The organism is Amycolatopsis sp. NPDC003676, assembly GCF_053587275.1.
Map to the genome: position 1 here is coordinate 74,780 of NZ_JBSFNS010000023.1, position 21,772 is coordinate 96,551.

17 protein-coding genes and 1 pseudogene are annotated in these 21,772 nt (G+C 70.7%); 10 read left to right on the forward strand and 8 right to left on the reverse strand.

Translation table 11 applies throughout. The annotated features are described in order from the left end of the window. Window positions 1-65 precede the first annotated feature (65 nt). The 3 genes and pseudogenes from ACWDNU_RS16820 to ACWDNU_RS16830 form a co-directional block, all read left to right on the forward strand. Window positions 66-2,726: a LuxR C-terminal-related transcriptional regulator gene (locus tag ACWDNU_RS16820; RefSeq protein ID WP_449669497.1), complete on the forward strand. Its 2,661-nt coding sequence runs from the start codon at window positions 66-68 to the stop codon at window positions 2,724-2,726. Window positions 2,727-2,818: 92 nt separating this feature from the next. Then, the gene (locus ACWDNU_RS16825) at window positions 2,819-3,223 is read left to right on the forward strand and encodes an SHOCT domain-containing protein (RefSeq protein WP_370936596.1); all 405 of its coding nucleotides are present in this window, start codon (window positions 2,819-2,821) and stop codon (window positions 3,221-3,223) included. Window positions 3,224-3,402: 179 nt separating this feature from the next. Beyond that, window positions 3,403-3,645: pseudogene (locus tag ACWDNU_RS16830) on the forward strand (ion channel); the annotation flags it as partial. A gap of 78 nt (window positions 3,646-3,723) precedes the next feature. On the opposite strand, the gene ACWDNU_RS16835 reads toward ACWDNU_RS16830, so the two are convergent. Continuing rightward, entirely contained in the window at window positions 3,724-5,124 is a 1,401-nt protein-coding gene (locus ACWDNU_RS16835) for an MFS transporter (RefSeq protein ID WP_449669498.1), read from the reverse strand. Between the two features lie 138 nt (window positions 5,125-5,262). On the opposite strand from ACWDNU_RS16835, the gene ACWDNU_RS16840 reads away from it, so the two are divergent. After that, on the forward strand, window positions 5,263-7,077 hold the full coding sequence (locus tag ACWDNU_RS16840; RefSeq protein ID WP_449669499.1) for a glycoside hydrolase family 15 protein: 1,815 nt from the start codon (window positions 5,263-5,265) through the stop codon (window positions 7,075-7,077). A gap of 6 nt (window positions 7,078-7,083) precedes the next feature. On the opposite strand, the gene ACWDNU_RS16845 is transcribed toward ACWDNU_RS16840, so the two are convergent. The 3 genes from ACWDNU_RS16845 to ACWDNU_RS16855 all read right to left on the reverse strand — a co-directional run bounded on the left by ACWDNU_RS16845 (window position 7,084) and on the right by ACWDNU_RS16855 (window position 11,301). Next, complete coding sequence (locus tag ACWDNU_RS16845) at window positions 7,084-9,108, reverse strand: hypothetical protein (RefSeq protein WP_449669500.1); 2,025 nt, start codon at window positions 9,106-9,108, stop codon at window positions 7,084-7,086. Between the two features lie 39 nt (window positions 9,109-9,147). After that, a complete protein-coding gene (locus ACWDNU_RS16850; protein ID WP_449669501.1) occupies window positions 9,148-10,389 on the reverse strand; it encodes an ATP-grasp domain-containing protein in 1,242 nt (413 codons plus the stop codon). A 153-nt stretch (window positions 10,390-10,542) separates the two neighbouring features. After that, on the reverse strand, window positions 10,543-11,301 hold the full coding sequence (locus tag ACWDNU_RS16855) for a nucleotidyltransferase domain-containing protein (RefSeq protein WP_449669502.1): 759 nt from the start codon (window positions 11,299-11,301) through the stop codon (window positions 10,543-10,545). A 74-nt stretch (window positions 11,302-11,375) separates the two neighbouring features. Here ACWDNU_RS16855 and ACWDNU_RS16860 point away from each other — a divergent pair, with 74 nt between their 5' ends. Next, window positions 11,376-12,749, forward strand: a complete 1,374-nt coding sequence (locus ACWDNU_RS16860) for a hypothetical protein (protein WP_449669503.1) — start codon at window positions 11,376-11,378, stop codon at window positions 12,747-12,749. A 6-nt stretch (window positions 12,750-12,755) separates the two neighbouring features. Here ACWDNU_RS16860 and ACWDNU_RS16865 read toward each other — a convergent pair whose 3' ends face one another. After that, the gene (locus ACWDNU_RS16865; protein ID WP_449669504.1) at window positions 12,756-13,058 is read right to left on the reverse strand and encodes a hypothetical protein; all 303 of its coding nucleotides are present in this window, start codon (window positions 13,056-13,058) and stop codon (window positions 12,756-12,758) included. Between the two features lie 161 nt (window positions 13,059-13,219). Beyond that, the gene (locus ACWDNU_RS16870; RefSeq protein WP_370936588.1) at window positions 13,220-13,408 is read right to left on the reverse strand and encodes a hypothetical protein; all 189 of its coding nucleotides are present in this window, start codon (window positions 13,406-13,408) and stop codon (window positions 13,220-13,222) included. A gap of 73 nt (window positions 13,409-13,481) precedes the next feature. On the opposite strand from ACWDNU_RS16870, the gene ACWDNU_RS16875 reads away from it, so the two are divergent. The 3 genes from ACWDNU_RS16875 to ACWDNU_RS16885 all read left to right on the forward strand — a co-directional run bounded on the left by ACWDNU_RS16875 (window position 13,482) and on the right by ACWDNU_RS16885 (window position 17,871). Beyond that, the gene (locus ACWDNU_RS16875; protein WP_449669505.1) at window positions 13,482-14,384 is read left to right on the forward strand and encodes an NAD-dependent protein deacetylase; all 903 of its coding nucleotides are present in this window, start codon (window positions 13,482-13,484) and stop codon (window positions 14,382-14,384) included. Between the two features lie 130 nt (window positions 14,385-14,514). Continuing rightward, entirely contained in the window at window positions 14,515-15,360 is an 846-nt protein-coding gene (locus ACWDNU_RS16880) for an LLM class flavin-dependent oxidoreductase (RefSeq protein ID WP_449669506.1), read from the forward strand. 108 nt (window positions 15,361-15,468) lie between these two features. Beyond that, window positions 15,469-17,871: a glycoside hydrolase family 2 protein gene (locus ACWDNU_RS16885; protein ID WP_449669507.1), complete on the forward strand. Its 2,403-nt coding sequence runs from the start codon at window positions 15,469-15,471 to the stop codon at window positions 17,869-17,871. A gap of 33 nt (window positions 17,872-17,904) precedes the next feature. On the opposite strand, the gene ACWDNU_RS16890 is transcribed toward ACWDNU_RS16885, so the two are convergent. Further along, window positions 17,905-19,095 (reverse strand): cytochrome P450, encoded by a 1,191-nt coding sequence (locus tag ACWDNU_RS16890; protein WP_370936584.1) that lies wholly within the window; start codon window positions 19,093-19,095, stop codon window positions 17,905-17,907. Between the two features lie 16 nt (window positions 19,096-19,111). Beyond that, on the reverse strand, window positions 19,112-19,621 hold the full coding sequence (locus ACWDNU_RS16895; protein ID WP_449669508.1) for a PadR family transcriptional regulator: 510 nt from the start codon (window positions 19,619-19,621) through the stop codon (window positions 19,112-19,114). Window positions 19,622-19,744: 123 nt separating this feature from the next. Here ACWDNU_RS16895 and ACWDNU_RS16900 point away from each other — a divergent pair, with 123 nt between their 5' ends. Both ACWDNU_RS16900 and ACWDNU_RS16905 read left to right on the forward strand, forming a co-directional pair. Further along, window positions 19,745-20,572 carry an LLM class flavin-dependent oxidoreductase gene (locus ACWDNU_RS16900; RefSeq protein ID WP_449669509.1) on the forward strand — a complete coding sequence of 276 codons (828 nt, stop codon included), beginning with the start codon at window positions 19,745-19,747 and terminating at the stop codon, window positions 20,570-20,572. A 419-nt stretch (window positions 20,573-20,991) separates the two neighbouring features. Continuing rightward, window positions 20,992-21,408 carry an STAS domain-containing protein gene (locus ACWDNU_RS16905; protein WP_449669510.1) on the forward strand — a complete coding sequence of 139 codons (417 nt, stop codon included), beginning with the start codon at window positions 20,992-20,994 and terminating at the stop codon, window positions 21,406-21,408. Window positions 21,409-21,772 lie beyond the last annotated feature (364 nt).

The window sequence follows — 21,772 nt, forward strand, 5'->3', positions numbered from 1 at the left end:
CCGCTCTCGGTGCCTGGCAAAATCCGCCGGAATCGCCCGGAACCGACCGCGAAGGAGAATTGCGCATGCGCCGGCGCCTCGACGTCTCGCTCCGAAGACAAGTGCCGAGAACCAAAGTCGCCGTTCCCGGCCCGCCCGCGGACCTCGTGTCGCGGCCGCGGCTGCTCGCCGTCCTCGACCGCGCGGCCGAGGCCGCCATCGTGTTCGTCGGGGCCCCCGCCGGGTTCGGCAAGACCGTGCTGCTGGCCGAATGGGCGCGCCGCCGGGGACCGGGCGCGGTCGCCTGGCTGTCCGCGGACGCCGACGACAACGACGATCGGCTTTTCTGGTCGGCCGTCCTGGAAGCGCTCAGCCGCTGCGGCCGGTTCCCGGACGGAGATCCGTTGCGGTTTCTGGCGGTGCCCGAGTCGCCGAGCACCGATCTCGCGTTCCTGGCCGAACTCGCCGACGCGCTCGACACGCTGAGCGAACCGGTCGTGCTCGTGCTCGACAGCGCGCACGAAATCACCTCGCCCGAGCCGTGGCGCGGGTTGCGGACGCTGGTGCGCCACCAGCCCGCCGGACTGTGCCTCGCGGTCGTCAGCAGGAAGGAGCCGCCGTTGCCGCTGGGCCGGGCGCGACTCGCGGACCGGCTCGTCGAAATCGGAGCCGAGCGGTTGCGGTTCACCGCCGGGGAGGCGGAAACGCTCTTCGCCGCCGCGGACGCGGCGATCCCCCGGCACGAGGTGGCACCGCTGGTCGACCGGACCGGGGGCTGGCCAGCCGGGCTGCGCCTCGCGGCGGCGTCCGCGTCCCGGCACGGCAGCCTGTGGGACTTCGACACCGGCCGCGACAGCGCCGCACTCGCCTACCTGACCGACGAAGTCCTCTCCCCGCTTTCGGCGGCACAGCGGGAACTGCTGCGGACGATCAGCGTCTGCGACGACGTCCCGCCTGGTCTCGCTCCGGTGCTCTGCGGGCGGGCCGACGCGGAGGCGATGCTCCACGAGCTGAGCGGGCCGTCCGTCCGGGCGGTCGATTCCGGCGGTACTCCGCCGCACCGCCGTGTCACGCCGCTGCTGCGCACCTACCTGCGAGCGGAGCTGCAGCGGCGGGCGCCGGACCGCGCGCGAGCGCTGCACGCGACGGCCGCGCGCTGGTTCGCCGAACACGACCGGCCCGCATCCGCCTTGCTGCACAGCGTCCACGCGGGCGATCCGGGCCAGGTCTGCGAACTTCTGCGCGCACACGCTGTTTCGCTGTTCCTCGCTGGCGAACACCAGGTCCTGCGCCTGGCGCTCACCGCGGTGGAAGACCGGCGGGTCGCGGCCGATCCCCTGGCGGCGCTGATCTCGGCCGCGCTGAGTCTCGAGTCCGCCGAGACCTCAGCGGCCTGTCTCCACCTCGCCTGGGCGGACGCCGCGTGGCCGGACCGGCCGACGGCGGAGCTGACCGTTCTGCGGCAGCTGGCGCAGTCCCGCCTCGCCCAACTCGACCGCACCCCGGCGCACGCTGAGCGCGCAGCGGAACAGATCGACGAAGAACTCGACACCGAGCTAGCCGGCCTCGCGGCTGCGCACCGAGCCGGTGTACTCGCAATTCGCGGCGAGCACGAAGAAGCCCGGCGATCCCTGGAACGCGTCCTCGCCGCGGCGGAGGAACTCGGGCAGGAGTTCACGGTCGCCCATTGTCTCGCCGCGCTCGCCGAAATCGCCTGCCAAGACGGCGATTACCCCGCGATGGACCGGCTCGCCCGCCGGGCCGGGACAGTGCAGCCGCGCCAGGATTCCCCGCAGTCGTTCCAGCGTGCGCAAGCAGCGGCCCTGCTGGCGTACGGAGCGCTGATGCGCGGTGAGCCCGCTGACTGCGTCACGCACGCGAAACGGGTCGGGCAGTTTCTCGGCGACGCGCCCGCGCGGGCGGCCCGCACCCTGCGGCTGTTCGCGGAAACCCTGCGCGGCGCGGCCGAATTCGAACTCGGCGGCTGGCACTCCGGGCTGCGGCGGATGCGCCGGGCCCGCCGCCGTCTCGGAACCAGCCGGTCCTGCCCAGCCCAGCACGCGGTCCTGTGTGCTGTCCTCGAACACCGCGCAGCGCTACGGCTGGGCGCGGCTGGCCAGGCCAAGGAAGCCGTTCGGTGGGCCGCGCCCGCGCTCGCCGGCTCGGGCGAAGAACTGCTCGTGCGCGCCCGGACGCAGCTGCGGCTCGGCCGGCACCACGGGGCGAGTTCCGTGCTGCGTTCCCTGACGGAGGACGAAGCACCCATGACGCTCCCGTGGGCGGCGGTCGAGGCGACGCTGGTCGGAGTGCAAGCGGCGCTGGCCGCCGGAGCACCGGAACGGGCGGCCCGGCTGCTCGACGACGCCCTGCGCGCGGCCGAACCCGCCGGGATCCGGTTCCCGTTCGTCTTCGCCCCGCCCGATCTCGCCGGGTTCCTGACCAGCCGGCTCGGCGCGCTCGGCAGCGGCGAACGGTTCGCCGGGGAAATCCTCGCGGTGCGGCGCCGGTTGCGTACGCCCCCGATGCCGGAGCCGCTGACCGAACGCGAGCGCGGCGTCCTGCGCCTGCTGCCGACTCAGCGGTCGATCGACGAGATAGCCGAGGACCTGACTGTCTCGCCCAACACCGTGAAGACCCACGTCCGCGGGATCTACGCGAAGCTCGCCGTCCGCAGCCGCCGGGAAGCGGTCGCGGTCGCACAGGAACGCGGACTGCTCGACGCGGAGGTCCCCGACTTCGCCGGATAGCGCCCGCCCCACCCGCGGCGGGCGAGGCGGGCGCGTCCGCGATCCGGTCGGGTGGGCCCGTCCGGTCCCCGAATCGACGGCGAGGAGAAGTCATGCCCCTGGCGAGCGCGGAGTACCCGTTCTGGAACGTGATGGCGACGATGCTGGTGTTCTTCTGCTGGGTCGCCTGGTTCGGCCTGCTGTTCGTGGCCGTCGGCGACCTTTACCGCCGCTCCGACGCCTCCGGCTGGGCCAAAGCGGGCTGGACCCTGCTGATGCTCGTGCTGCCGGTCCTCGGCGTCCTGCTCTACCTCGGCATCGAGGGCCGGCGCCTGCACGACCGGCGGCGCGTCCGGGAAGCAGCCGCGGAACGGCGCTTCGCCGGTTACGTGCGTTCAGTGTCCACATCGGACACTACGAGCGCGGCCCAGATCGCCGAAGCCCGGCGGCTGCTGGACGACGGCGTCATCAACGACGCGGAGTACCAGACCCTGATGCGGAAGGCGCTCGCGCCGTGACCGCGTCGCGGCGGTGGCGGTTCGTCCGGCTCGCGGTGCTCCGGCCGCTGCTCACGATCACCGCGCTGGTCTGCCTCTACTATCTGCTTCCGGTCGGCCAGCCGTTGCGGCCCTGGACCTTGGCCGTGCTGGTCGCCGGGCTCGCTCTCGTGGTGCTGCTGGTGGTCGGCGAGGTGCGGATGATCCTGCGCTCGCCGTTCCCGGCCGGACAGGGCGTGCAGGCGCTGGCTCTCGTGGTCCCGTTGTTCCTGCTGCTGTTCGCCGACGGCTACTACGTGCTCGGCCACGACCGTCCCGGTTCCTTCAGCACGGGCCTGACGCGCACCGACGCGTTGTACTTCACGGTCACGGTGTTCAGCTCGGTCGGATTCGGCGACATCGCCCCGGTTTCCGCGACCGCCCGGGTGCTGGTGACCCTTCAGATGGTCGCCGATCTGGTCGTGCTCGGCGTGGTGCTGCGGGTGATCGTGGCCGCGGTGCGGCGTCGCCGACCGGACCGATTACTTCGGGGCAGGCAGGAACAGCGCGGCGACGAGCCCGGTCGCCGCCACGACGGCCAAGGTCGCGAGGGCGAGCGCGAAGGACCGGTCCCCGAGGTGCGGCGTCCCGGCCAGAACGGACCCGGCCAGCGCGGTCCCGACCGACGAGCCGAGGTTGGACACACTGCGCGACACCCCGGAAATGTCGCCCTGGGCCGAATCCGGGAAGCGGGACTGCACCAGGTTCGCCGAAGCCGTGAGCATGATCCCGACGCCGGCGCCGAGCAAAAACAGCCCGGGCACCGCGCTCGCCACACCCGAATCGGCGCGCACCAGCACAAGCACGAAGACCAATCCGGCGACGGCGAGGACGAAGCCGACGCGGATCAGCCACCGCTGGGAGTGCCGCCGAGCCATCCGGCCCGCGGCGGCCGAAGCGGCGAGGATGCCGATCGTCGCGGGCGTCAGCATCAACCCGGTTTCGATCGCGTCGCAGCCGCGAACCTCCTGCAGGAAAACAGCCACCACGAAGAACGAGCCCTGCAGAACAAGCCATTGCACGTGCTGGGTCGCCAAGCCGAGTCCGGTGACCCGGTCGCGGAAAAGCCCTGACGGCACCAACGGATCCCGCCCGGCTCGTTCCCGGGCGCGGACGTGCACGAAGAACAGGACCAAAAGCACCGCGCCGATTCCGGCGAACAACCACACCGGCGAGATGCTTCCCGCCGGAATCAGCACGACTCCGAAGAGCGCGAAGTCCGCCCGGGAAACGAACCAGCCGTACGAACCCGATTGCAGGACACCGAAAACGACGAAGAACAGCCCGGTTGCCGAAAGGAGCGCGCCGCCCACGTCGAATCGCTTCTCGCGGGGCGGAGCGGGCGGTTCGGCGACGCGCAGGGCCAGCAGGACGATGAGTCCGACCAGCAGCACCTGCAGCAGGAACGACGCACGCCAGCCGAGCCACGTCGTGACCAGGCCGCCGAGCAGCGGACCGGCCGCCGCGCCGAGCGCGCCCGCCCCGCTGACCACGCCCAGCGCTCGCGCGCGATCTGCCAGGTCCGGGCTGGTCACGGTGACCAGGATGTAGATCGGCGGGATCATCAGCGCCGAGCCGATCCCTTCCAGCAGCGAATAGCCGACGATCAGCATCCCCGGCCCGTGCGCGAGCGAAGCCAGCAGCGCGCCGGTGCCGTAAACGCCGAGTCCGGCGAGGAAACACCGCTTGCGGCCCAGCAGATCGCTCAGTTTGCTGCCCGGCACCATCAGCGACGCCATGGTCAGCGTGAACACCGTGATCGCAGTCTGCACGCCGAGCACGGTGGTGCCGAGATCCGCGGCGACGGCGCTGACCGCGACGGTCATGGTGGTGGCCGCGTAGCTCGCGACGAATTGGGCGAGGGCCAGGGGCAGCACGATCATCGGCGGGCCTTCCTGCTCGGGTGCCGCACACGGTGGCGCGGCGGCGGCCGGGCCACCTCACCCCGCGCGGATGAGGCGGTCCGGGCCCGCTCCGGCGACGGTGCGGACGAGGAAACCCGTTGCCCCGAGGGAGAAACCATGACCGAGACCACGATCGCCGAGCACGCGCTGATCGGCGACCTGCAGACCGCCGCGCTGGTGACCACCGACGGGTCGATCGACTGGTTCTGCGCGCCGCGATTCGATTCGGCGTCGGTCTTCGGTGCCCTGCTGGACGACGAACGCGGCGGCCGGTTCCGCATCCGTCCGGCGGGCGCCTGCGCGAGTTCGCAGATGTACCACCCGGACACCGCGGTGCTGATCACCCGGTTCTCCGGGCCGGACGGGATCGGCGAGGTCGTCGACTTCATGCCGCCGTGCGGCGATGCCCCCGCCAAGCGGCACCGGATCGCCCGGCTCGTGCGCTGCGTGCGCGGCCGGATGACGTTCGACGTGCTGGTCGCGCCCCGCTTCGACTACGGCCGACGTCCGCATCGGGCGATGCTCGTCAAGAACGGAGCCGTGTTCACCGCGCCCGGGATGTCACTGGTGCTGCACGCGGTCCGCGAGCCCGGCGACGAGCAGCTCGCCGAGGCGCGCGTCGAAGGCGAGGACGTGCATCTGCGGGTCTCCCTGGACGCGGGGGAAGTCCGCGGGGTCGTGCTCGAGACCGGAGCCGACGCGCCGCCGCGAGAGATCGGCGTCGCCGAGTTCACCGCGCTTTTCGAGTCCACAGTGGACTGGTGGCGCACCTGGCTCGCCCGCTCCGCTTACCGCGGCCGCTGGCGGGAAATCGTGGCCCGTTCGGCGATCACCCTCAAACTGCTCACCTACGCCCCGACCGGCGGGCTGGTCGCCGCGCCCACCCTCGGGCTGCCCGAGCAGCTCGGCGGCGAACGCAACTGGGACTACCGCTACACCTGGGTCCGCGACGCGTCGTTCTCGGTTTCGGCGTTGCTGGCGCTGGGATTCGCCGAGGAGGCGGCCCGCTTCGGGAACTGGCTCGGCGACCGCATCCGCGAAGGCGACGGCGGGGCCAGCGGGCCGCTCGCCGTCCTGTACCGGGTGGACGGCACGTCGGACCTGCGGGAGGAACGCCTCGCGCACTGGTCCGGGCACCGCGGGTCGAGCCCGGTCCGGATCGGCAACGCCGCGTCCGGGCAGCTGCAGCTCGACATCTACGGCGAAGCCCTCGACAGCGTCTTCGCCGCCGACCGCGCGGGTTTCGAACTGCCGCACCAAGGCTGGACCGCGCTCCGCGCCGCGCTCGACTGGCTCGGCGACCACTGGGACCAGCCCGAGGAAGGAATCTGGGAAACCCGCGGCGGCCGGAAACGCTTCACCTACGGCCGGCTGATGAGCTGGGTCGCCTTCGACCGCGCCATTCGGCTGGCGGACACGCACGGCCGCCCCGCCCCGGTCGAGGATTGGACCTGGCAGCGCGACAGCATCCACAGCCAGATCCTCAGCCGGGGCTGGCACCGCACGCGCAACGCCTTCGTCCAGCACGACACCGGCGACGAACTGGACGCGGCCCTGCTTCGCATGCCCCGCACCGGTTTCCTCCCGGCGAAGGACCCGCTGTGGCTCTCGACGCTCGACGCGATCAAGGCCGATCTGGTCACCGACAGCCTGGTCTACCGCTACGACCCGGTCGCTTCCCCGGACGGGCTCGCCGGCGGCGAGGGCACGTTTTCGTTGTGCAGCTTCGATTACGTCGACGCGCTGACCCGCGCCGGACGGCTGGAAGAAGCCCGCACCGCGTTCGAGAAGATGCTGACCTACGCGAACCACGTCGGCCTGTACGCCGAGGAAATCGCCCCGACCGGCAAGCAGCTCGGCAACTTCCCGCAGGCCTTCACGCACCTGGCGCTCATAGACGCCGCGGTGACCCTCGACGCCGCGCTCGGCTGACCAGCCTCAGGACTGCGGAGGCGCCGCCTGCAACGTCCCCGCGGGCAACCGGTCCGCCCCCCAGCTCCGCTCGACGTACCCGAGAATCCGCCCGACATCCTCCGCGGGCACCTTCTCCGGCGACCCATGCTCCCGAGGATCCACATGGAAGATGTACAACCGCGACGCGAACTGCTCGAACGGCAGCGAAGCCTCCCCGAACCGCTCGCCGTTGCCCGCCGTCGAGACTACGACGCCGTCGCCCCAGTCCTGGCCGCTGTCGTTGTTCGGGTTGTAGAAGTACACCCGCATGACGTCCTCGGGGTCCGGGGCCGCGCGCAGGATCGTGATCGCGTGCCAGCCGACGTAGCGGGCCGCGCTGTCGGTGACCGCGACCCCGGCCGGCTGCGGGTGGATCAGCGGCTGCTCGCCGTTGTAGGCCGGGTGGTAGCTCGCGTAGAACTGCCGCAGGAAATCCTCGGGGTCGACCAGTTTGCCGGTGGCGACGTCGACGTTGATCCGGAATCCCCGCGACGCCCACCAGCCGTGGAACTCCGGGTTGACCCAGCGGTGCGGGTCGCCGGGGCGGTCGGCGCAGCGGCGGCCCATCTCGGCGTAGATCCGGTCGAGATGCGGCACGACCAGCGACGACACCGGGTCCAGGTCGGCGGGCAGCTCCGCGGACAGCCCGGCGCCGCTTTCCTTCGACGAGACCGGCTGTCCTTCGAAGTGCATGACGACCTCGTCGTCGCGCGCCGCCCACACCACGACCTGCAGCAGGTAGTCCGGGTCGTTGTAGGCCCACATCGACAACGCGCGCGCCGACTGGCAGGTCGGGTTGTCGCCCTGCCCGACGCCGAGCGGCTGGCCCAGCATCGAGAGCACGCCCGCGAGCAGCCGCGCCTCGGGCCTCGGCTGGTCGCCGAACACGAGCGTCAGCCGTTCCCGGGCGGCCGCGGACAGCTCCAGCGCCAGCTGCCGCCACAGCGCGGGCACCACCGGCGGCTCGTAGAGGATGCCGCGGTCGAGCAGCAGCGCGAGCCCGTAGACGCACTGCGCGGTCTGCGGGTGCACGGCCTCTTCGATCAGCCGGTGGACCAGATCGTGGTAGCGCATCAGGCAGTTGCGACCCACGTCGGACAACCCGAGCGCCTCGCCGAGCAGGTAGTCGCTCTCGTGCGCCAGGTACCGCAGCAGCTCGGCGTGGTACGGCGACACCAGGCCGGTGTCGTGCATCGCCCGGGCGAACCCGTTCGCCTCGTACTGCAGGGTCGCCGCGTCCATCGCCTCCAGCCGGGACCGGAACACCTCGACGCCCGGGTCCTCCCGGCAGGCCTCGGTGGTCCCGAACAGGCTGGTGATGAGCCGGTCGAGCCCCTGCACCGACGAACCGCCCAGGTCGACGTCCGGGTCGCCGCGGTAGATCGAGATCCGGGTGATCAGCGAGCGGACCTGGTCGACCTGGATCGGGCGCTGGCGCAGGATCCGCCAGATCTCCTCGACGACCTTGTCCAGGATGCTGTCGTAGCCGATCTGGTCGGCGAGATACCGCAGCAGGTCCCGGATCAGCTGCGCGGTCCGGCCCTGCCTGGTCCGCTCGGCCTCGCTGGGCGGGGTGAACAGCAGCTCCAGGTTCGCCCCGAGCACCTGCGACAGGAAGACGCGGGCGTCCTCGGCCGGCAGCGTCGGATGCTCGTAGTCGCCGCACGCGACCGCGAGCATCCGCAGCTCGCTGGTCGCCTCGATGACCACGGTGTCGGTGTTCTCGCTGTGCAGGCCGGGCCCGACCAGCGCGGGGATGAGGATCTCCGGGGTGTCCCAGTCGGTGTCCTGGAAGACCCCGGCCTCCTCGATCTCCCGCGCCCTCGCCCGGACCGCCGCCGCGCCGTCCGGCTGGAGCAGGACCCGCCGCAGCGCCTCCAGCACCCGCCGCAGCTTCGTGTGCTTGCCGAAGTCGCGGGTTGCGGCCATGGCCGCAACCGCGTCGTCGAGCGCGGCCACGCGTTTGGCCAGCGTCGCAGTCGTGCCGGTGACGTCGGCGTTCGGCTTCAAATGCGTCCTTCGGTCGGGGTGGCGGACTCGTCTGAGGGGTCAGACGTAGAAGTCCAGTTCTTCCTGCTCCTTCAGCAGGTCGCGCATCCGGTAGGCATCGTCCCCGAAGAAGTACAGCAGACCCCAGTGCGTGCCGAACGCGGTCCTCTTCGTCACCGTCTCTTCCAGCGGCGCGCTCAGGTCGTGTGACTCGTAGTAGTCGTCGTCCTCGGTCTGCTGCGGGATCTTCAGCTCGCTTACCACGCGGCGGCGCGGGTAAACGCCGAAGCAGCCGGCGACGCCGGTCGCGTCCACGACCTCCCTCGGGAAGAAGGCGTCGATCTCCTCCTCGGTCGTCTTCGGGTCGAAGGACAGGACCAGCGCCTGGTAGGCGTTGAAGCCGTAGGCCCGTTCGAGCAGTTCGAAGACCTTGAAGCCCGGCGGCCGGTAGGCGACCTCGCCGAAGTACATCTCGCCGTCGCTGGTGACGAAGTACTCCGGGTGCACGAAGCCGAACTCGATGTCGAAGGTCTTGACGAGCTTCTCGATCTGTGCGGTGATCTGCGGCCGGTACCGCTCCAGCTCCGGGGTCGCCGGGACGAACACCGAGTACCCGAGCGTGACGTACTCCGAGATGTTCAGGAACTTGACCTTGCCGCCGTGGATCCACGCCTCGACGGCGAACTCCCAGCCGTCGAGATGCGACTCCATCAGGACCGGGAACTCCTCGTCCGGGATCGAGTCGATCTCGTCCGGGGTGCGGATGACGCGGTGCCCGAGGCAGCCCGCCTTGTCGAACGCCTTGAGGTGGATGGGGTCGTTCGGGTCGCCGTCGAGCTTGAGCAGCGTCTGGTTGACCCGCTTGAGGAACCGGACCACGTCGTCGCGGTCGTGCGCCTCCTCGAAGATCCCCACCCGGATGCCGCCGAGCTGCGCGCGCCGCTTCATCAGCGCCTTGTCCCGCAGCAGCATGGCCTGGCCGAACAGGCGCGGGTTGTCCATCAGCACCGAGTTGATCGCCCCGGCCCACTCGACGGTTTCCTCGAACAGCGGGATCGCGACGTCGACGCCTTCCTCCTGGAGGATCTCGGCGATCTCCATCGACCGGTCGTTGAGCCGCTCGAAATTCCACGACAGGTACGGGATGTCGTGTTCGGCGCAGTACTTCTCCGCCCAGTCCGGGGCGACCACGACGTAGCGCCGGTCGAACCGGTCGAGCGCCTCGACCGCGTTGAGCGACCAGCCGAGCAGCGCTACGTATCCCTTGTCCGGGTCCTTAGCGATCGGCTCGGACTCCTGCATAGGGCGTTCCTCCGTTCCGCACGCGCGACTCGCCACGGCGTGGCGGCTGCGGCCGTGCCGAAGTCTTATACCCGAAAACGGCGGAATGAAACGGATCCGTGCCGCCCGGCGAGGTTTCCTACGCGAAAACTATTGCGCCGTAAGGATTCCGGACTACTCGGCTCCGGCCGCCTGGCCGATCAGCGCGCAAGCCGTGGCGAACGCCCCCGCCAGGTCGTGCCCCATCCCGGCCACCACGTCGTCGAGCCCGCGCAGCCCCGCCCGTTCCAGCAGGGTTTTCTCGTTCGTCACCCACTCCCCTCGCGCGGCCAGCACCGCGTGCCCGGCCTGCATCGCCGCCACCCCAACCGAAGCCGCGGTCTCGGTGACCCGCCCGTGCCGCACATACGCCGTCTTCGCGTACTCCAAAGTCCGCGCCGCCGATGCGCGCCAGAACTTGGGTGCGTTCTCCCGCAACAGTTCCGGATACTCCGGACGCGGCAGCTCCCCGCGCACCACCCGGTTCAGCGCCAGCTCCGCCACCACCAGGTAACTCGGGATCCCGGCCAGGTGGAACGCCAGCGGCTCCCAGCGGAACCGCCCCTTCTCCGCCTCGGCCAGTTCGTGCTCGACCACGTCCAGGTCCCGGTAGTGCACGTCCACCGGCTGTCCCTGCACGGTCAGCCACGCACCGCCGTTGAAGACCCCGCCGCCCCATTCGCCCAGGCCGGACACCTCGCCGGGCAGGTCGAGCGCGCGCAGGTCGTCCGGGTCGAACGCGCCGCGGTAGTACACCGCGTAGTCCCAGTCGCTGTCCGGGCGGTGGGTTCCGCGCGCCCGCGACCCGCCCAGCGCCACCGCCTCGACGCCGGGCAAACCGGACAGCAGCTCGGCCACGTGCTCGGCGAACGTTTCCTCGTCGTTTTCCCGCATCAGGAGAAGATGCCATGAATCTCTGCCAAGATCGCCAGTATTTCGCCGGTTGTCTGTCTGACCTGGGGGTCCGAATGCACCGTTTACGCACGATCGCGCTCACGACCGCGGCTGTCACCGCGCTCGGCACCGCGCCCGCGAACGCCGCGCAGCCCTTCTCCGACACGATCTTCGCCGCGACGCACAACAGCTACTCCGGCAACGTCGACGGCGCGAAGGGAGCCATCTCCTACCAGCTCGACCAGGGCGTCCGGTTCATCGAATTCGACATCCACGACAACGGCTACGCCACCCGCCACGACTACGGCATCGGCCACAGCGCGCCCGGCGACCTCGTCGACCACGCGGGCAACCCGGCGTCCGACAACCTCCGCGACTGGCTCGCCGTGGTGAACACCTGGTCCGCCGCGCACCCGGACGCGGCGCCGATCATCGTCATGCTCGACCTGAAGGACGACCTCACCGACAACGACTCGTTCGCCGCCGGAAACCTGGCCGCGGTCAACGCCGAACTGAGCGCCGCGTTCGGCCCGCGACTGCTCTCCCCCGCCGCCTACCGCACCGGCGCGACCACGGATTCCTTGCGCGGCAAGGTGCTTCCGCTGCTCTCGGGCGACGGCGGCACGCGCGCCGCGTATCGGCGGGATGTCGGGTACCACCCGGCGGTCGCGGTCAACAGCCGCGGCCAGGTCGTCGAGGTGCACGATTCCGGCGGCGGCGCGCTCTGGTACTGGACCGGGCAACTCGGCGCCGACGGACGCGTCGCCTGGCAACGCCACGGCCGTTACGACAGCGGCCAGACGCCCGCGGTCGCGCTCGACGACTCCGGCCGGATCGTCGAGGTGCACCAGTCGCAGAGCGCCACCACCCTCTGGTACCACACCGGACAACTTGGTGCGGACGGCGAAATCAGCTGGTCGGCGAGCCATCAGTACGACAACGGGGTGCTGCCGACGGTGGCGTTCACCGGCAGCGGCGTCGTCCGCGAAATCCACCGCAGCCAGGCGAACAACCAGAACTGGCAGTGGCGCGGCACGCTCTCCGGCGACACCGTGACTTGGACCGGCAACGCGAAGACGTCCGATCCGCGTTACGACAAGGCAAACGCGGGGCGAATCTCTGTCACCACCGGCGCCGACGGGTCCACGCCGGCGCAAACCCTGCGCTACTCCACGGATCTCGTCACCCGCGGCCGCGTGCAGTACCAGCAGGTCGCGTTCGACGAATACCAGCAGGGCGACCCGGCCGAACTCCAGGACGGGCTGTTCTACGGTGCTCCGGCGAAGGAATCGGCATTCCTGATCGCCGCGCGCAAAAGCGGGCACGTGGTCCGCGGCTGGGACTTCGACAACGCTGGTCTCGCGACCGATCCGCTGGTCAACTACCCGGCCACCAACCACCCGTACGACGACTGGTACCGGCAGCTCACCAAGGACGCCGCCCGGTAGAGAAGGTCAGCGGGCGCCGTGGCCCACCCGGTCCACGGCGTCCTTGGCCTCCTTCAGACTGGCTCCGGTGACTTCGCGGTAGCGCTTGATCGCGGCGATCGTCTTGCCCTCGCGCAGCAACGGCTCCAACTCGCGGGCGAGATCGCCGCCGGGTTCCGCGACGCCGAGGTGGTCGAGCACGAGATCGAGCTTGCGCTCCAGCCGGGTCATCCTGCGCTCGAGCGATCGCGTGCTCGAACCCCAGCCCGTGCTCATCACGATTCCGAGGATCAGCAGCGCGACGATCAGCCACAGCAGTTCGTTGTTCACGCGCCGCAGCGTACGTGTCCGTATTGTCCGGGAAGCCCGCCGGGGCCGGACGTGAAGCGGCCCGCGCTCTCCCACCCCGACGGGGAGAGCGCGGGCCTCGCCCACGGGCTGGAGGGTCGGTGTTCCTCCCAAGAACACCGGCCCCTCCGGCCTGTGGGCGCTCAGGCGGTCCGCTGCCTGAGCCGAGCCGCCCCGACGGCTACGACCGGCATCGACGCTTCCCGCAGCGCCGCCCGTTCGACCGGCCGCCGGACCGTCCCGTTGGGAGTCCGCACGCAATATCGCTCCACGGATTCCATCAGCACGGCGGCGACCATCACGACCACGGGCGTAGCCAGCGCGAACCACATGGAGCCTTTGGTACCCAAGCTCGTGAAGAACCAATCGCCTTTTCCCCGACCGGGTGGAGATTAGACTGGCGGCGTGCGCACGCGACCGACGCTGACCTGGGCCGGACCTGGAGAACCTTTGCCGCGCACGGGCACGGTCGCCGACGTGGCCGAGGTCGTCTCCGGGCGGCGGGTGCTCGTGCTGAGCGGCGCGGGGCTTTCCACCGAATCCGGCATTCCTGACTACCGCGGCGAAACTGGCAGCCTTCGCCGGCACACGCCCATGACGTACGGCGAATTCGTCGCCAGCGAGGCGGGCCGCCAGCGGTACTGGGCGCGCAGCCACCTCGGCTGGCGCACTATCGCGCGGGCCGCGCCGAACGACGGGCACCACGCCGTTTCCGCGCTGCGGGCGGGCGGCTGGCTGTCGGGCGTCATCACGCAGAACGTCGACGGCCTGCACCGCGCGGCCGGCACGCCGGGCGTGGTCGAACTGCACGGCAACCTCGACCGCGTCGTCTGCCTCGACTGCCGCCGAACCTCCGCGCGCGAGGAGCTCGACGACCGGCTGCGCGCGGCGAACCCGGATTTCGGCGCCGTGGCAACGCGGATCAACCCGGACGGCGACGTCGAGCTGGCCGAGGACGTCGTCCGCACCTTCCGCACGGTGCCCTGCACGAGCTGTTCCGGCGTGCTGAAACCGGACGTGGTGTTCTTCGGCGAGAACGTGCCGCGCGCCCGCGTGGAGCGGTGCTACCGGCTGGTCGACGAGGCGGCCGCAGTGCTGGTGCTGGGTTCTTCGCTCACGGTCATGTCCGGCTTGCGGTTCGTCCGGCGGGCCGCGAAATCCGGCAAACCGGTGGTGATCGTCAACCGCGGCCAGACCCGCGGCGACGAGCACGCGACCGTCCGCGCCGACCTGCCGCTCGGCCCCGCGCTCACCGAACTGCTGGCCGTGCTGGAAACCTCGTTGCCCGACGCGACGGCGGCCGGATAGGCTTCGATCACTCTGATGGAACGGTCCTGAGAAGTACGCCGCAGAACGGACCGGCCAGCCTGACATCACCCAGGTCCAGGAGCGGGCGGCAACCCTGTTGTTGTCGACCCGTTTACCCGGAGGTTCTCCGATGTCCCTCGGCATTGGCCTGCCCGTCAGCGATCCCGCCGCCCTGCTCGAGTGGGCGCGGCGCGCGGACGCCGGCCCGTTCAGCACGCTCGGGCTGCTCGACCGGCTCGTCTACCACAATCCCGAACCGCTCACCGCGCTCGCGGTGCTGGCCGGCGCGACCACCCGCGTCCGGCTGCAGACCGAGGTCCTGCTCGCTCCGCTGCGCGAGACGGCGCTGCTCGCCAAGCAGGCCGCCACGCTCGACCTGATGAGCGGCGGCCGGTTCGTGCTCGGCCTCGGCGTCGGCGGCCGCGAGGACGACCACCACGTCGCCGGCACCCCGCTGCGCGACCGCGGCCGCCGCTTCGACCAGCAGCTCGCCGACCTGTGCCGGCTGTGGTCCGGCGAACCGCACAGCGCCGAAGCCGGTCCGATCGGCCCCGCCCCGGCTCGCGAAGGCGGTCCGGAAATCCTGATCGGCGCGTTCAAACCCAAGGCGCTGGCCCGCGTCGCCCGCTGGGGCGACGGCCTGCTCGCCGCCGCTCCGCCGTCGTGGGCGGGCGGGCTCTTCGACACCGTGCGCCGCGACTGGCAGGAGGCCGGTCGCAAGGGCGAGCCGCGGCTGGTCGCGCAGGTGAACGTCGCGCTCGGCCCGGATTTCCTCGTGGACGAAGCCAAAGCCGCCATGCACGCGTACTACGAATTCACCGGAATGGCCGAGCGGATGGTGAGCGGCATGCTCACTGCGGCCGACGACATCCGGGCCGCGATCCGCGCGTACCGCGATCTCGGCGCGGACGAGGTGATGCTGTACTGCTACGGCAGCGATCCCGACCAGGTCGACCGGCTCGCCGACCTCGCCTGAACAGCTGACCTCTGCTGAACAAGCGCGGAAGTAAGCTCGCGCCATGCAGGCAGCGACGCTTTCCGGGGGCTCGTCCGCGCCCCGCCCCGGAACTGCCCGCCGGCGGGGATGACGGGCGAGCCTGCCCGGCGGGCCCGCTGGCTCGCCGCGCACCCCCGGCGAAGTTTCCTGCTGGGGGCCGGTGCGGCGATCGCCGGTTCGGGCGCGCTCGCCGCCGCGCTTTCCCGTCCCGCGCCCCCGGTGGCGCGGGACGGGTTCGGCGCGGACTGGCTGTTCGGCCCGTTCGTGCCCGGCAGCACGGATCCGGACTTCGACGACAGCGAGATGGCGCTGGTCTCGGTGCCGCACTGCGTCGTTCCGCTGTCCTGGCAGGATTGGGATCCCTCTGACTGGCAGCACGTCTGGGTGTACCGGCAGCATTTCCTCGCGCCCGCGCAGCTTCGCCGCAACCGGGCGTTCCTGCAGTTCGACGGGGTGCTCAGCGCCGCGACGGTGTATCTCAACGGCCGCCGCGTCGCCATGCGCAGCGGCGGTTACCTGCCGCTGCGGTGCGAGGTCACCGGCCTGCTGACCGAGAAGGACAACGTGCTCGCGGTGGTCGTCGACGGCCGCTGGCAGCAGAACACACCACCGGATCTGCCGGAATTCCCGAACCCGACGGCCATCGACTTCTATCAACCGGCCGGGCTGTATCGCGACGTCCAACTCACTGGCGTGCCGCAGACCTATCTGTCCGATGTGTACGCGCAGCAGATCGCCGTGCTGACGCCGAATCGCGAGGTCTTGCTGCACTGCACAGTCGATTCGGCGAAGACGGTCAAAGGGCCGGTTCGGCTCACCGCCGCGCTCAGCCAGCACGGCGCCGAGGTGGCATCGTCCTATACCGATCTCACTGGACTGCCCAAGGGCAACACCGAGGTCACGGTGTCGTTGCAAGGCCTGGAAGCGGTGCAGCTGTGGGATCTGGACGATCCGGCGTTGTGCGACATCCTCGTCACGCTCGCCGTCGACGGCCGGAAAGTGCACACGTACCCGGTGCGCACCGGACTGCGCGACGCTCAGTTCACTGTGGACGGTTTCCGGCTGAACGGGAAGCCGCTCAAGCTGTTCGGGCTCAACCGGCACCAGTGGTACCCGTTCGTCGGCGGCGCGATGCCGGACCGGGTGCAGCGCCGGGACGCACAGCTGCTGAAGGACGAGCTGAACTGCACGATGGTGCGCTGCTCGCATTATCCGCAGGCTACGGCGTTTCTCGATGCCTGCGACGAATTAGGCATCCTGGTGTGGGAGGAACTGCCGGGCTGGGACCACGTCGGCGACACCGCGTGGCAGGAGCTGGCGGTGCGCGACGTGCACGACATGATCGTGCGCGACCGTAACCATCCGTCGATCATCGTGTGGGGCACCCGGGTGAACGAGACGCTCGGCCAATACGCGCTGTATGGAAGGACCGACCAGCTCGCCGCGGAACTCGACCCGATGCGTCCGTGCACCGGTGCCGTCGCGGGCGAGCGGGGCTACGTTTCGGCGCTGTACCCGGTCAAAGCGGCGGGCGGGGTGTTCTCCTTCAACGACTACAGCCGCCCGCACCCGCCCGGTTCTCCTCCCCCGCTGCGCCCGCCGCGCCGCGGAGTTCCCTACCTGGTCAGCGAAGCGATCGGCACCCTCGTCGGCTCGGCGTACTTCCGGCGAACGGATTCCCTTGCCGTGCAACGGGAACAGAGCATGCTGCACGCCTGGGTGCACGACCACGCCGCGTCCGACCCGCGCTACAGCGGCCTGCTCGGCTGGTGCGGTTTCGACTACCCGTCCGGCTGGTACCACCACTATCGCGGCGTGAAATACCCCGGCGTGATGGACTTCTTCCGCATCCCCAAACTGGGCGCGGCTTTCTACCGCGCCCAACGCGATCCGTCCCGCGGCGCGGTGATCGAACCGGCTTTCTACTGGGATTTCGGCCCCGGCTCACCGCCCGGCGGACCGGGCCGCGACGCGATCATCTGGTCGAACTGCGAGGTGCTGGTGGTGACCGTCGCGGGCAAACGCCCGGTCACCGTGCGGCCGGATCGCGCGAGGTTCCCGCACCTGGCGCATCCGCCGTTCCCGGTGGATCTGCGGGTGAACGGCCGGACGCGCCCGGAGCTGACCGTCGAGGGCCGGATCGGCGGGCAAACGGTGCTGCGCAGGCGATTCAGCGCGGACCCGACGTTCGACACCATCGCGGTGACCGCCGACGACGACCAGATCATCGCCGACGGCGCGGACACCACCCGGGTCGCGCTGCGCTTGCTCGACCGCTACGGCGCGCCGCGTCCGCACGCCCACGGGGTGCTGGCCGTCGCGGTGAAGGGCCCCGGCGTGCTGATCGGCGACCCTTACCTGGATTTCGGCGCGGTCGGCGGCGCGGCGGCGGTATGGGTCCGGTCGATGCGCGGCACTCCCGGGACGATCACCGTGAGTGCCACGCATCCGTTCGTCAACACCGGAACGGCCACGATCGAGTCCTTGTGAGCGCCTGTTCTCACCGGCGTGGGCGTGCGCCCCTCACCACACCACCGGCACCTGAGAAACGCCGCCCGTCAACCGGTTCGCCCGTACTTCCAACTCGTCTGCAGGCACCGCGAGCCGCAGATTCGGGAACCGGCGGAAGAGCGTCGTGAACACCACGCGCAGCTCCGTGCGCGCGAGGCTGGCCCCGATGCAGAAGTAGCCGCCGTAGCCGAAAGCGATGTGGGAGTTGGGTTTGCGGTCCGCGTCGAACTCGTGCGCGTCCGCGAACACCGACGGGTCGCGGTTGGCCGAGGCGGTCGAGATCATCACCGCGTCGCCGCGCGGGATGCGGACGCCGCCGATTTCCACGTCCTCGTGCGCGTACCGGAGCAGCCCGAGCCCGCCCGGCGCGGACATCCGCAGGATCTCCTCGACGGTGGCGTGCACGCGCGCTTCGGGGTCGGCGGCCAGCGCGTCGCGGCGGGCGAGGTCGGTGAGCAGGAACAGCACGCCGAGGTCGATCCGGTTCGACGTGGTCTCGTGGCCGGCGAAGAGCAGCCCGGCGGCGAGCCTGCCGAGGTCGTCGTCGGTGAACGTCGGGTCGTCGGCCTGCGCGGCGACCAGGTCCGACACCACGTCCTGGCCCGGGTTCGCGCGTTTCGCGTCGGCGAGGCCGGACATGTAGGCGGTGAACTCGGTCATCGCCGCCTCGGCGTCGCCGCCGCTGTCGAGGACGCCGATGCGGTCGGAGAGGTCGCGAAACTTCTCGCGGTCGGAGTACGGGACGCCGAGGAGTTCGCAGATCACCAGCACCGGCAAGGGAAACGACAGATGCTCGTGCAGATTCGCCGGCGAGCCCGCGGCTTCCATCCCGTCGAGGCACCGGTCCGCGAGTTCCTGGATCCGGCTGCCGAGGCGGCGCATCCGGTTCGCCGAGAACGCCGGGACCAGCAGGCGGCGCAGCCGGGCGTGCTCCTGCTGCTCGGTCTCGAAATCGCCCTGCGGCCCGTTCAGCACCGCGGCGTCGGAGACCGTCGAGGCGTCCTCGGGATGCGGGTGGGAACGGCCGAACCGGTTGTCCGCGAACACTTCCCGCGCTTGCTCGTACGCGGTGACGAGCCAGGCCGGGTCGCCCGCCGGGGTCGTGACCGGGACGATCGGGCCTTCGCGGCGAAGGACTTCGTACAGCGGCGCGATGTCCAGGACGTTCGGCCTGGCGAACGGCAGCTGGGTGGGGGTCGACATTCGGGGTCCTCCTCGGTCAGCCCGCCCGCGTGCGCAACGACGCGAGCCAGTCCTGTTCGTTCTCCGCGCGGCGCTGGACCTCGGCCAGCACGAGCCTGCTCCACGGGTCGGCCTGCCCCGAGGCGAGCTTCGCCAGCCGGTCCCGCTGCGCCGCGACGGCGGCTTCCCGGGCGTCCAGCACCCGCAGCCGTTCCTCCGGGGCGAGCCTGCCGAATCCCGCCAGCCGCGCCAGAAACTCGGCCGGATCGCCCGCCAGCTCCGGCGGCAGATCGGCGAGCAGATCGTGCAGCAGCTCCCGCCCGACGTCAGTGATCGTGTAAACATGCCGCGGCGGCCGCCCCTCCTGCGGCTCCGCGGTCCGGGTCACCGCGCCCGCTTCGGCGAAGCGGCGCAGCGCCGGGTAGAGCGAGTTGTTCGACAGCGCGCGACCGCTGGATTCCTCGACCTGCTTGCGCAGCTCGTACCCGTGCCACGGCCGCTCGGCGAGTTTCGCGAGCAGGAGCACGTCGGTCCACACATAGGTCACCGTAACCTAGGGTCTGGTGAGCGGGCAACGTCCGAACGGCGGATGCCGGAAGAAGATCTCAGGCCCGTTTTTGTCGGTGCGTCCCGGTACGGTCGGGTTCGACCGATCCGGAGGGGGATCTCCATGCCAGACCGCATTCGCTACGGCCTCTACCTGCCGCCGTTCGGCCCGCTCGGCGACCCGGCCGATGTGGTCGACCTCGCAGTCCGCGCCGAAACCGCCGGCTGGGACGGCGTGTTCCTGTGGGACCACGTGGTGCCCGCGATGCCGCCGATCGCCGACACCTGGACCACGCTCGCCGCCATCGCCCAAGCGACCAGCCGGGTGCTGCTGGGCCCGATGGTCACGCCGCCGAGCCGCCGCCGTCCGTGGGTTCTGGCGCGCGAGGCCGCCACCGTCGCGCGCCTCTCCCGCGGCCGGCTCATCCTCGGCGCAGGCATCGGCTCCGACGAAACGGGCGACTTCAGCCGCTTCGGCGATCCTTTCTCCCCCGCTGCTTTGTCGTCGCGGACTGACGAGGCGTTGGAGATCGTGCGCGCGATGTGGGCCGGGAAAGCCGTCGAACACGACGGGCCGCATTATCAAGTGCGCCTGGACGCCACCGAGCCGGAGCCCTATCGCATTCCGGTGTGGACAGCGAGCACCACCCAGCACGAGCGAGTCCTGCGCCGCGCTGCCGCGAGCGACGGGATCTTCCCGAACCCTGGCCCGCAGCCGCCTTCGCCCTCGGCGTTGGCAGAGCTGGTAGCCCGGGTCCGGCCGGTGGATCGCCCTTACGACGTCGCGGTGTCCGGGAACGCCAGCCCAGCATGGGATGACCCGAACACGGTGAACCTGGCGGCGCTCGCCGAGGCGGGGATGACGTGGTGGATGGAATCGCTGATCCACTTCGATCCGTTGGAGCTTTCGCTGACCGTCGTGGATGCCGGACCGCCCCGGATCGGGGGTTAGCCGGGGGGTGACCGAAGGGATTCCGTTTGTGGCAACAGGATCCGGCCTGGCCGAGTCGGTCTGCACCCCCCATCCGCTACCGCCCTCCGGCCGCGACGGATCTCCGCCGCCCGTCAGCAAGAACTCCCCCGTCCGGCGGGATTGTTCTTCGTCCGCACCGTTTTCGACGCGCACCGCCGCACCCTCCCTCCGCAGTCGCCTGGTCGTTCAACCACCGTCCAGCGGGCAGCCAGGCCCTGGGAGCGACCGCTCGCCGTCTCTCCCCCTTCGGCGGCTTCCCTGTGCGGCGGAGGGGAGCTACCGTGGAGGGTGGTTGAGCCTCCAGCCACCGTGATTCGTCCCGCGCGCCGGGATGCCCGGTGCCCGGCCGGTCCGGCATTCCGCCGCAGCCCTGTGCGCGGCTCAGAGAGAGTGCCGTGATGACCGCCGCGCACAGTGCCCGACTGCCCGTACTGCCGTCGCCGGACCCGACGGGGATGCTCCGGCTGCGCGTTCGCCATCCTGCCCCGGGAACAGCCGTCGTCGAGGTCGCCGGGGAAGTCGACCTGGCCACCGCGCCGCGGCTGGCCGAGGTTGTCGAGTCCAGGCTGCGCAGCACGGTCAGCCTGGTGATCGTCGACCTGCGCCGCACGACCTTCCTCGGCGTCGCCGGGCTTCGCGTGCTGATCCGGTTGAAACTGCTTGCCGCAGGGGCGGAGACCGACTTCTACGTCGACCCTGGCACCGCGCCCACGGTCCGGCGCTTGCTCTCGCTCTTCCCGCTGGACTGCACCCGCCCCGGCGCCGCCGAAGGGCTCACCGAGATCCCGCTGCCCCGGCCCGCGGAGAAGGCTTGACTGTCCGCTGAGGACACTGAGAACCCGCCGAGCGCCGCGCCGGAGGCACCAGCCTGAGCACATCCGTCCGACGGGGGCCGCGGCCCGGCGCTGAAGCGGAACTCATCCCGCCTCGGCAAGCTTGCCGCAGCCGAGCCTGGACCTGCGGCCGCACCGAGCCCCGACTGCGACGCGCCCCCGGCAGAGTCCCAATGTCAGGAACTTAAGCTGCGTCGCTTCAGCCAGTTGCCCGTCCACAAAGGACACTGACACTGTCGAAACGCCCGATTGATCCCCATATGACCGCGTCTTCAGGTACGTGAGGGGAACCCTGAGGGAATCAGATTCCCTCAGGGTTCCCCTCACGACCAACGCCGTGCCGCGC

What these genes read in the sequence shown, in the direction of transcription:
- ACWDNU_RS16820 (WP_449669497.1), top strand. Translation starts at nt 66, where the DNA reads ATGCGCCGGCGCCTCGACGTCTCGCTCCGAAGACAAGTGCCGAGAACC.
- ACWDNU_RS16825 (WP_370936596.1), top strand. Translation starts at nt 2,819, where the DNA reads ATGCCCCTGGCGAGCGCGGAGTACCCGTTCTGGAACGTGATGGCGACG.
- ACWDNU_RS16835 (WP_449669498.1), bottom strand. Translation starts at nt 5,124, where the DNA reads ATGATCGTGCTGCCCCTGGCCCTCGCCCAATTCGTCGCGAGCTACGCG.
- ACWDNU_RS16840 (WP_449669499.1), top strand. Translation starts at nt 5,263, where the DNA reads ATGACCGAGACCACGATCGCCGAGCACGCGCTGATCGGCGACCTGCAG.
- ACWDNU_RS16850 (WP_449669501.1), bottom strand. Translation starts at nt 10,389, where the DNA reads ATGCAGGAGTCCGAGCCGATCGCTAAGGACCCGGACAAGGGATACGTA.
- ACWDNU_RS16855 (WP_449669502.1), bottom strand. Translation starts at nt 11,301, where the DNA reads ATGCGGGAAAACGACGAGGAAACGTTCGCCGAGCACGTGGCCGAGCTG.
- ACWDNU_RS16860 (WP_449669503.1), top strand. Translation starts at nt 11,376, where the DNA reads ATGCACCGTTTACGCACGATCGCGCTCACGACCGCGGCTGTCACCGCG.
- ACWDNU_RS16870 (WP_370936588.1), bottom strand. Translation starts at nt 13,408, where the DNA reads ATGTGGTTCGCGCTGGCTACGCCCGTGGTCGTGATGGTCGCCGCCGTG.
- ACWDNU_RS16880 (WP_449669506.1), top strand. Translation starts at nt 14,515, where the DNA reads ATGTCCCTCGGCATTGGCCTGCCCGTCAGCGATCCCGCCGCCCTGCTC.
- ACWDNU_RS16885 (WP_449669507.1), top strand. Translation starts at nt 15,469, where the DNA reads ATGACGGGCGAGCCTGCCCGGCGGGCCCGCTGGCTCGCCGCGCACCCC.
- ACWDNU_RS16890 (WP_370936584.1), bottom strand. Translation starts at nt 19,095, where the DNA reads ATGTCGACCCCCACCCAGCTGCCGTTCGCCAGGCCGAACGTCCTGGAC.
- ACWDNU_RS16900 (WP_449669509.1), top strand. Translation starts at nt 19,745, where the DNA reads ATGCCAGACCGCATTCGCTACGGCCTCTACCTGCCGCCGTTCGGCCCG.
- ACWDNU_RS16905 (WP_449669510.1), top strand. Translation starts at nt 20,992, where the DNA reads ATGACCGCCGCGCACAGTGCCCGACTGCCCGTACTGCCGTCGCCGGAC.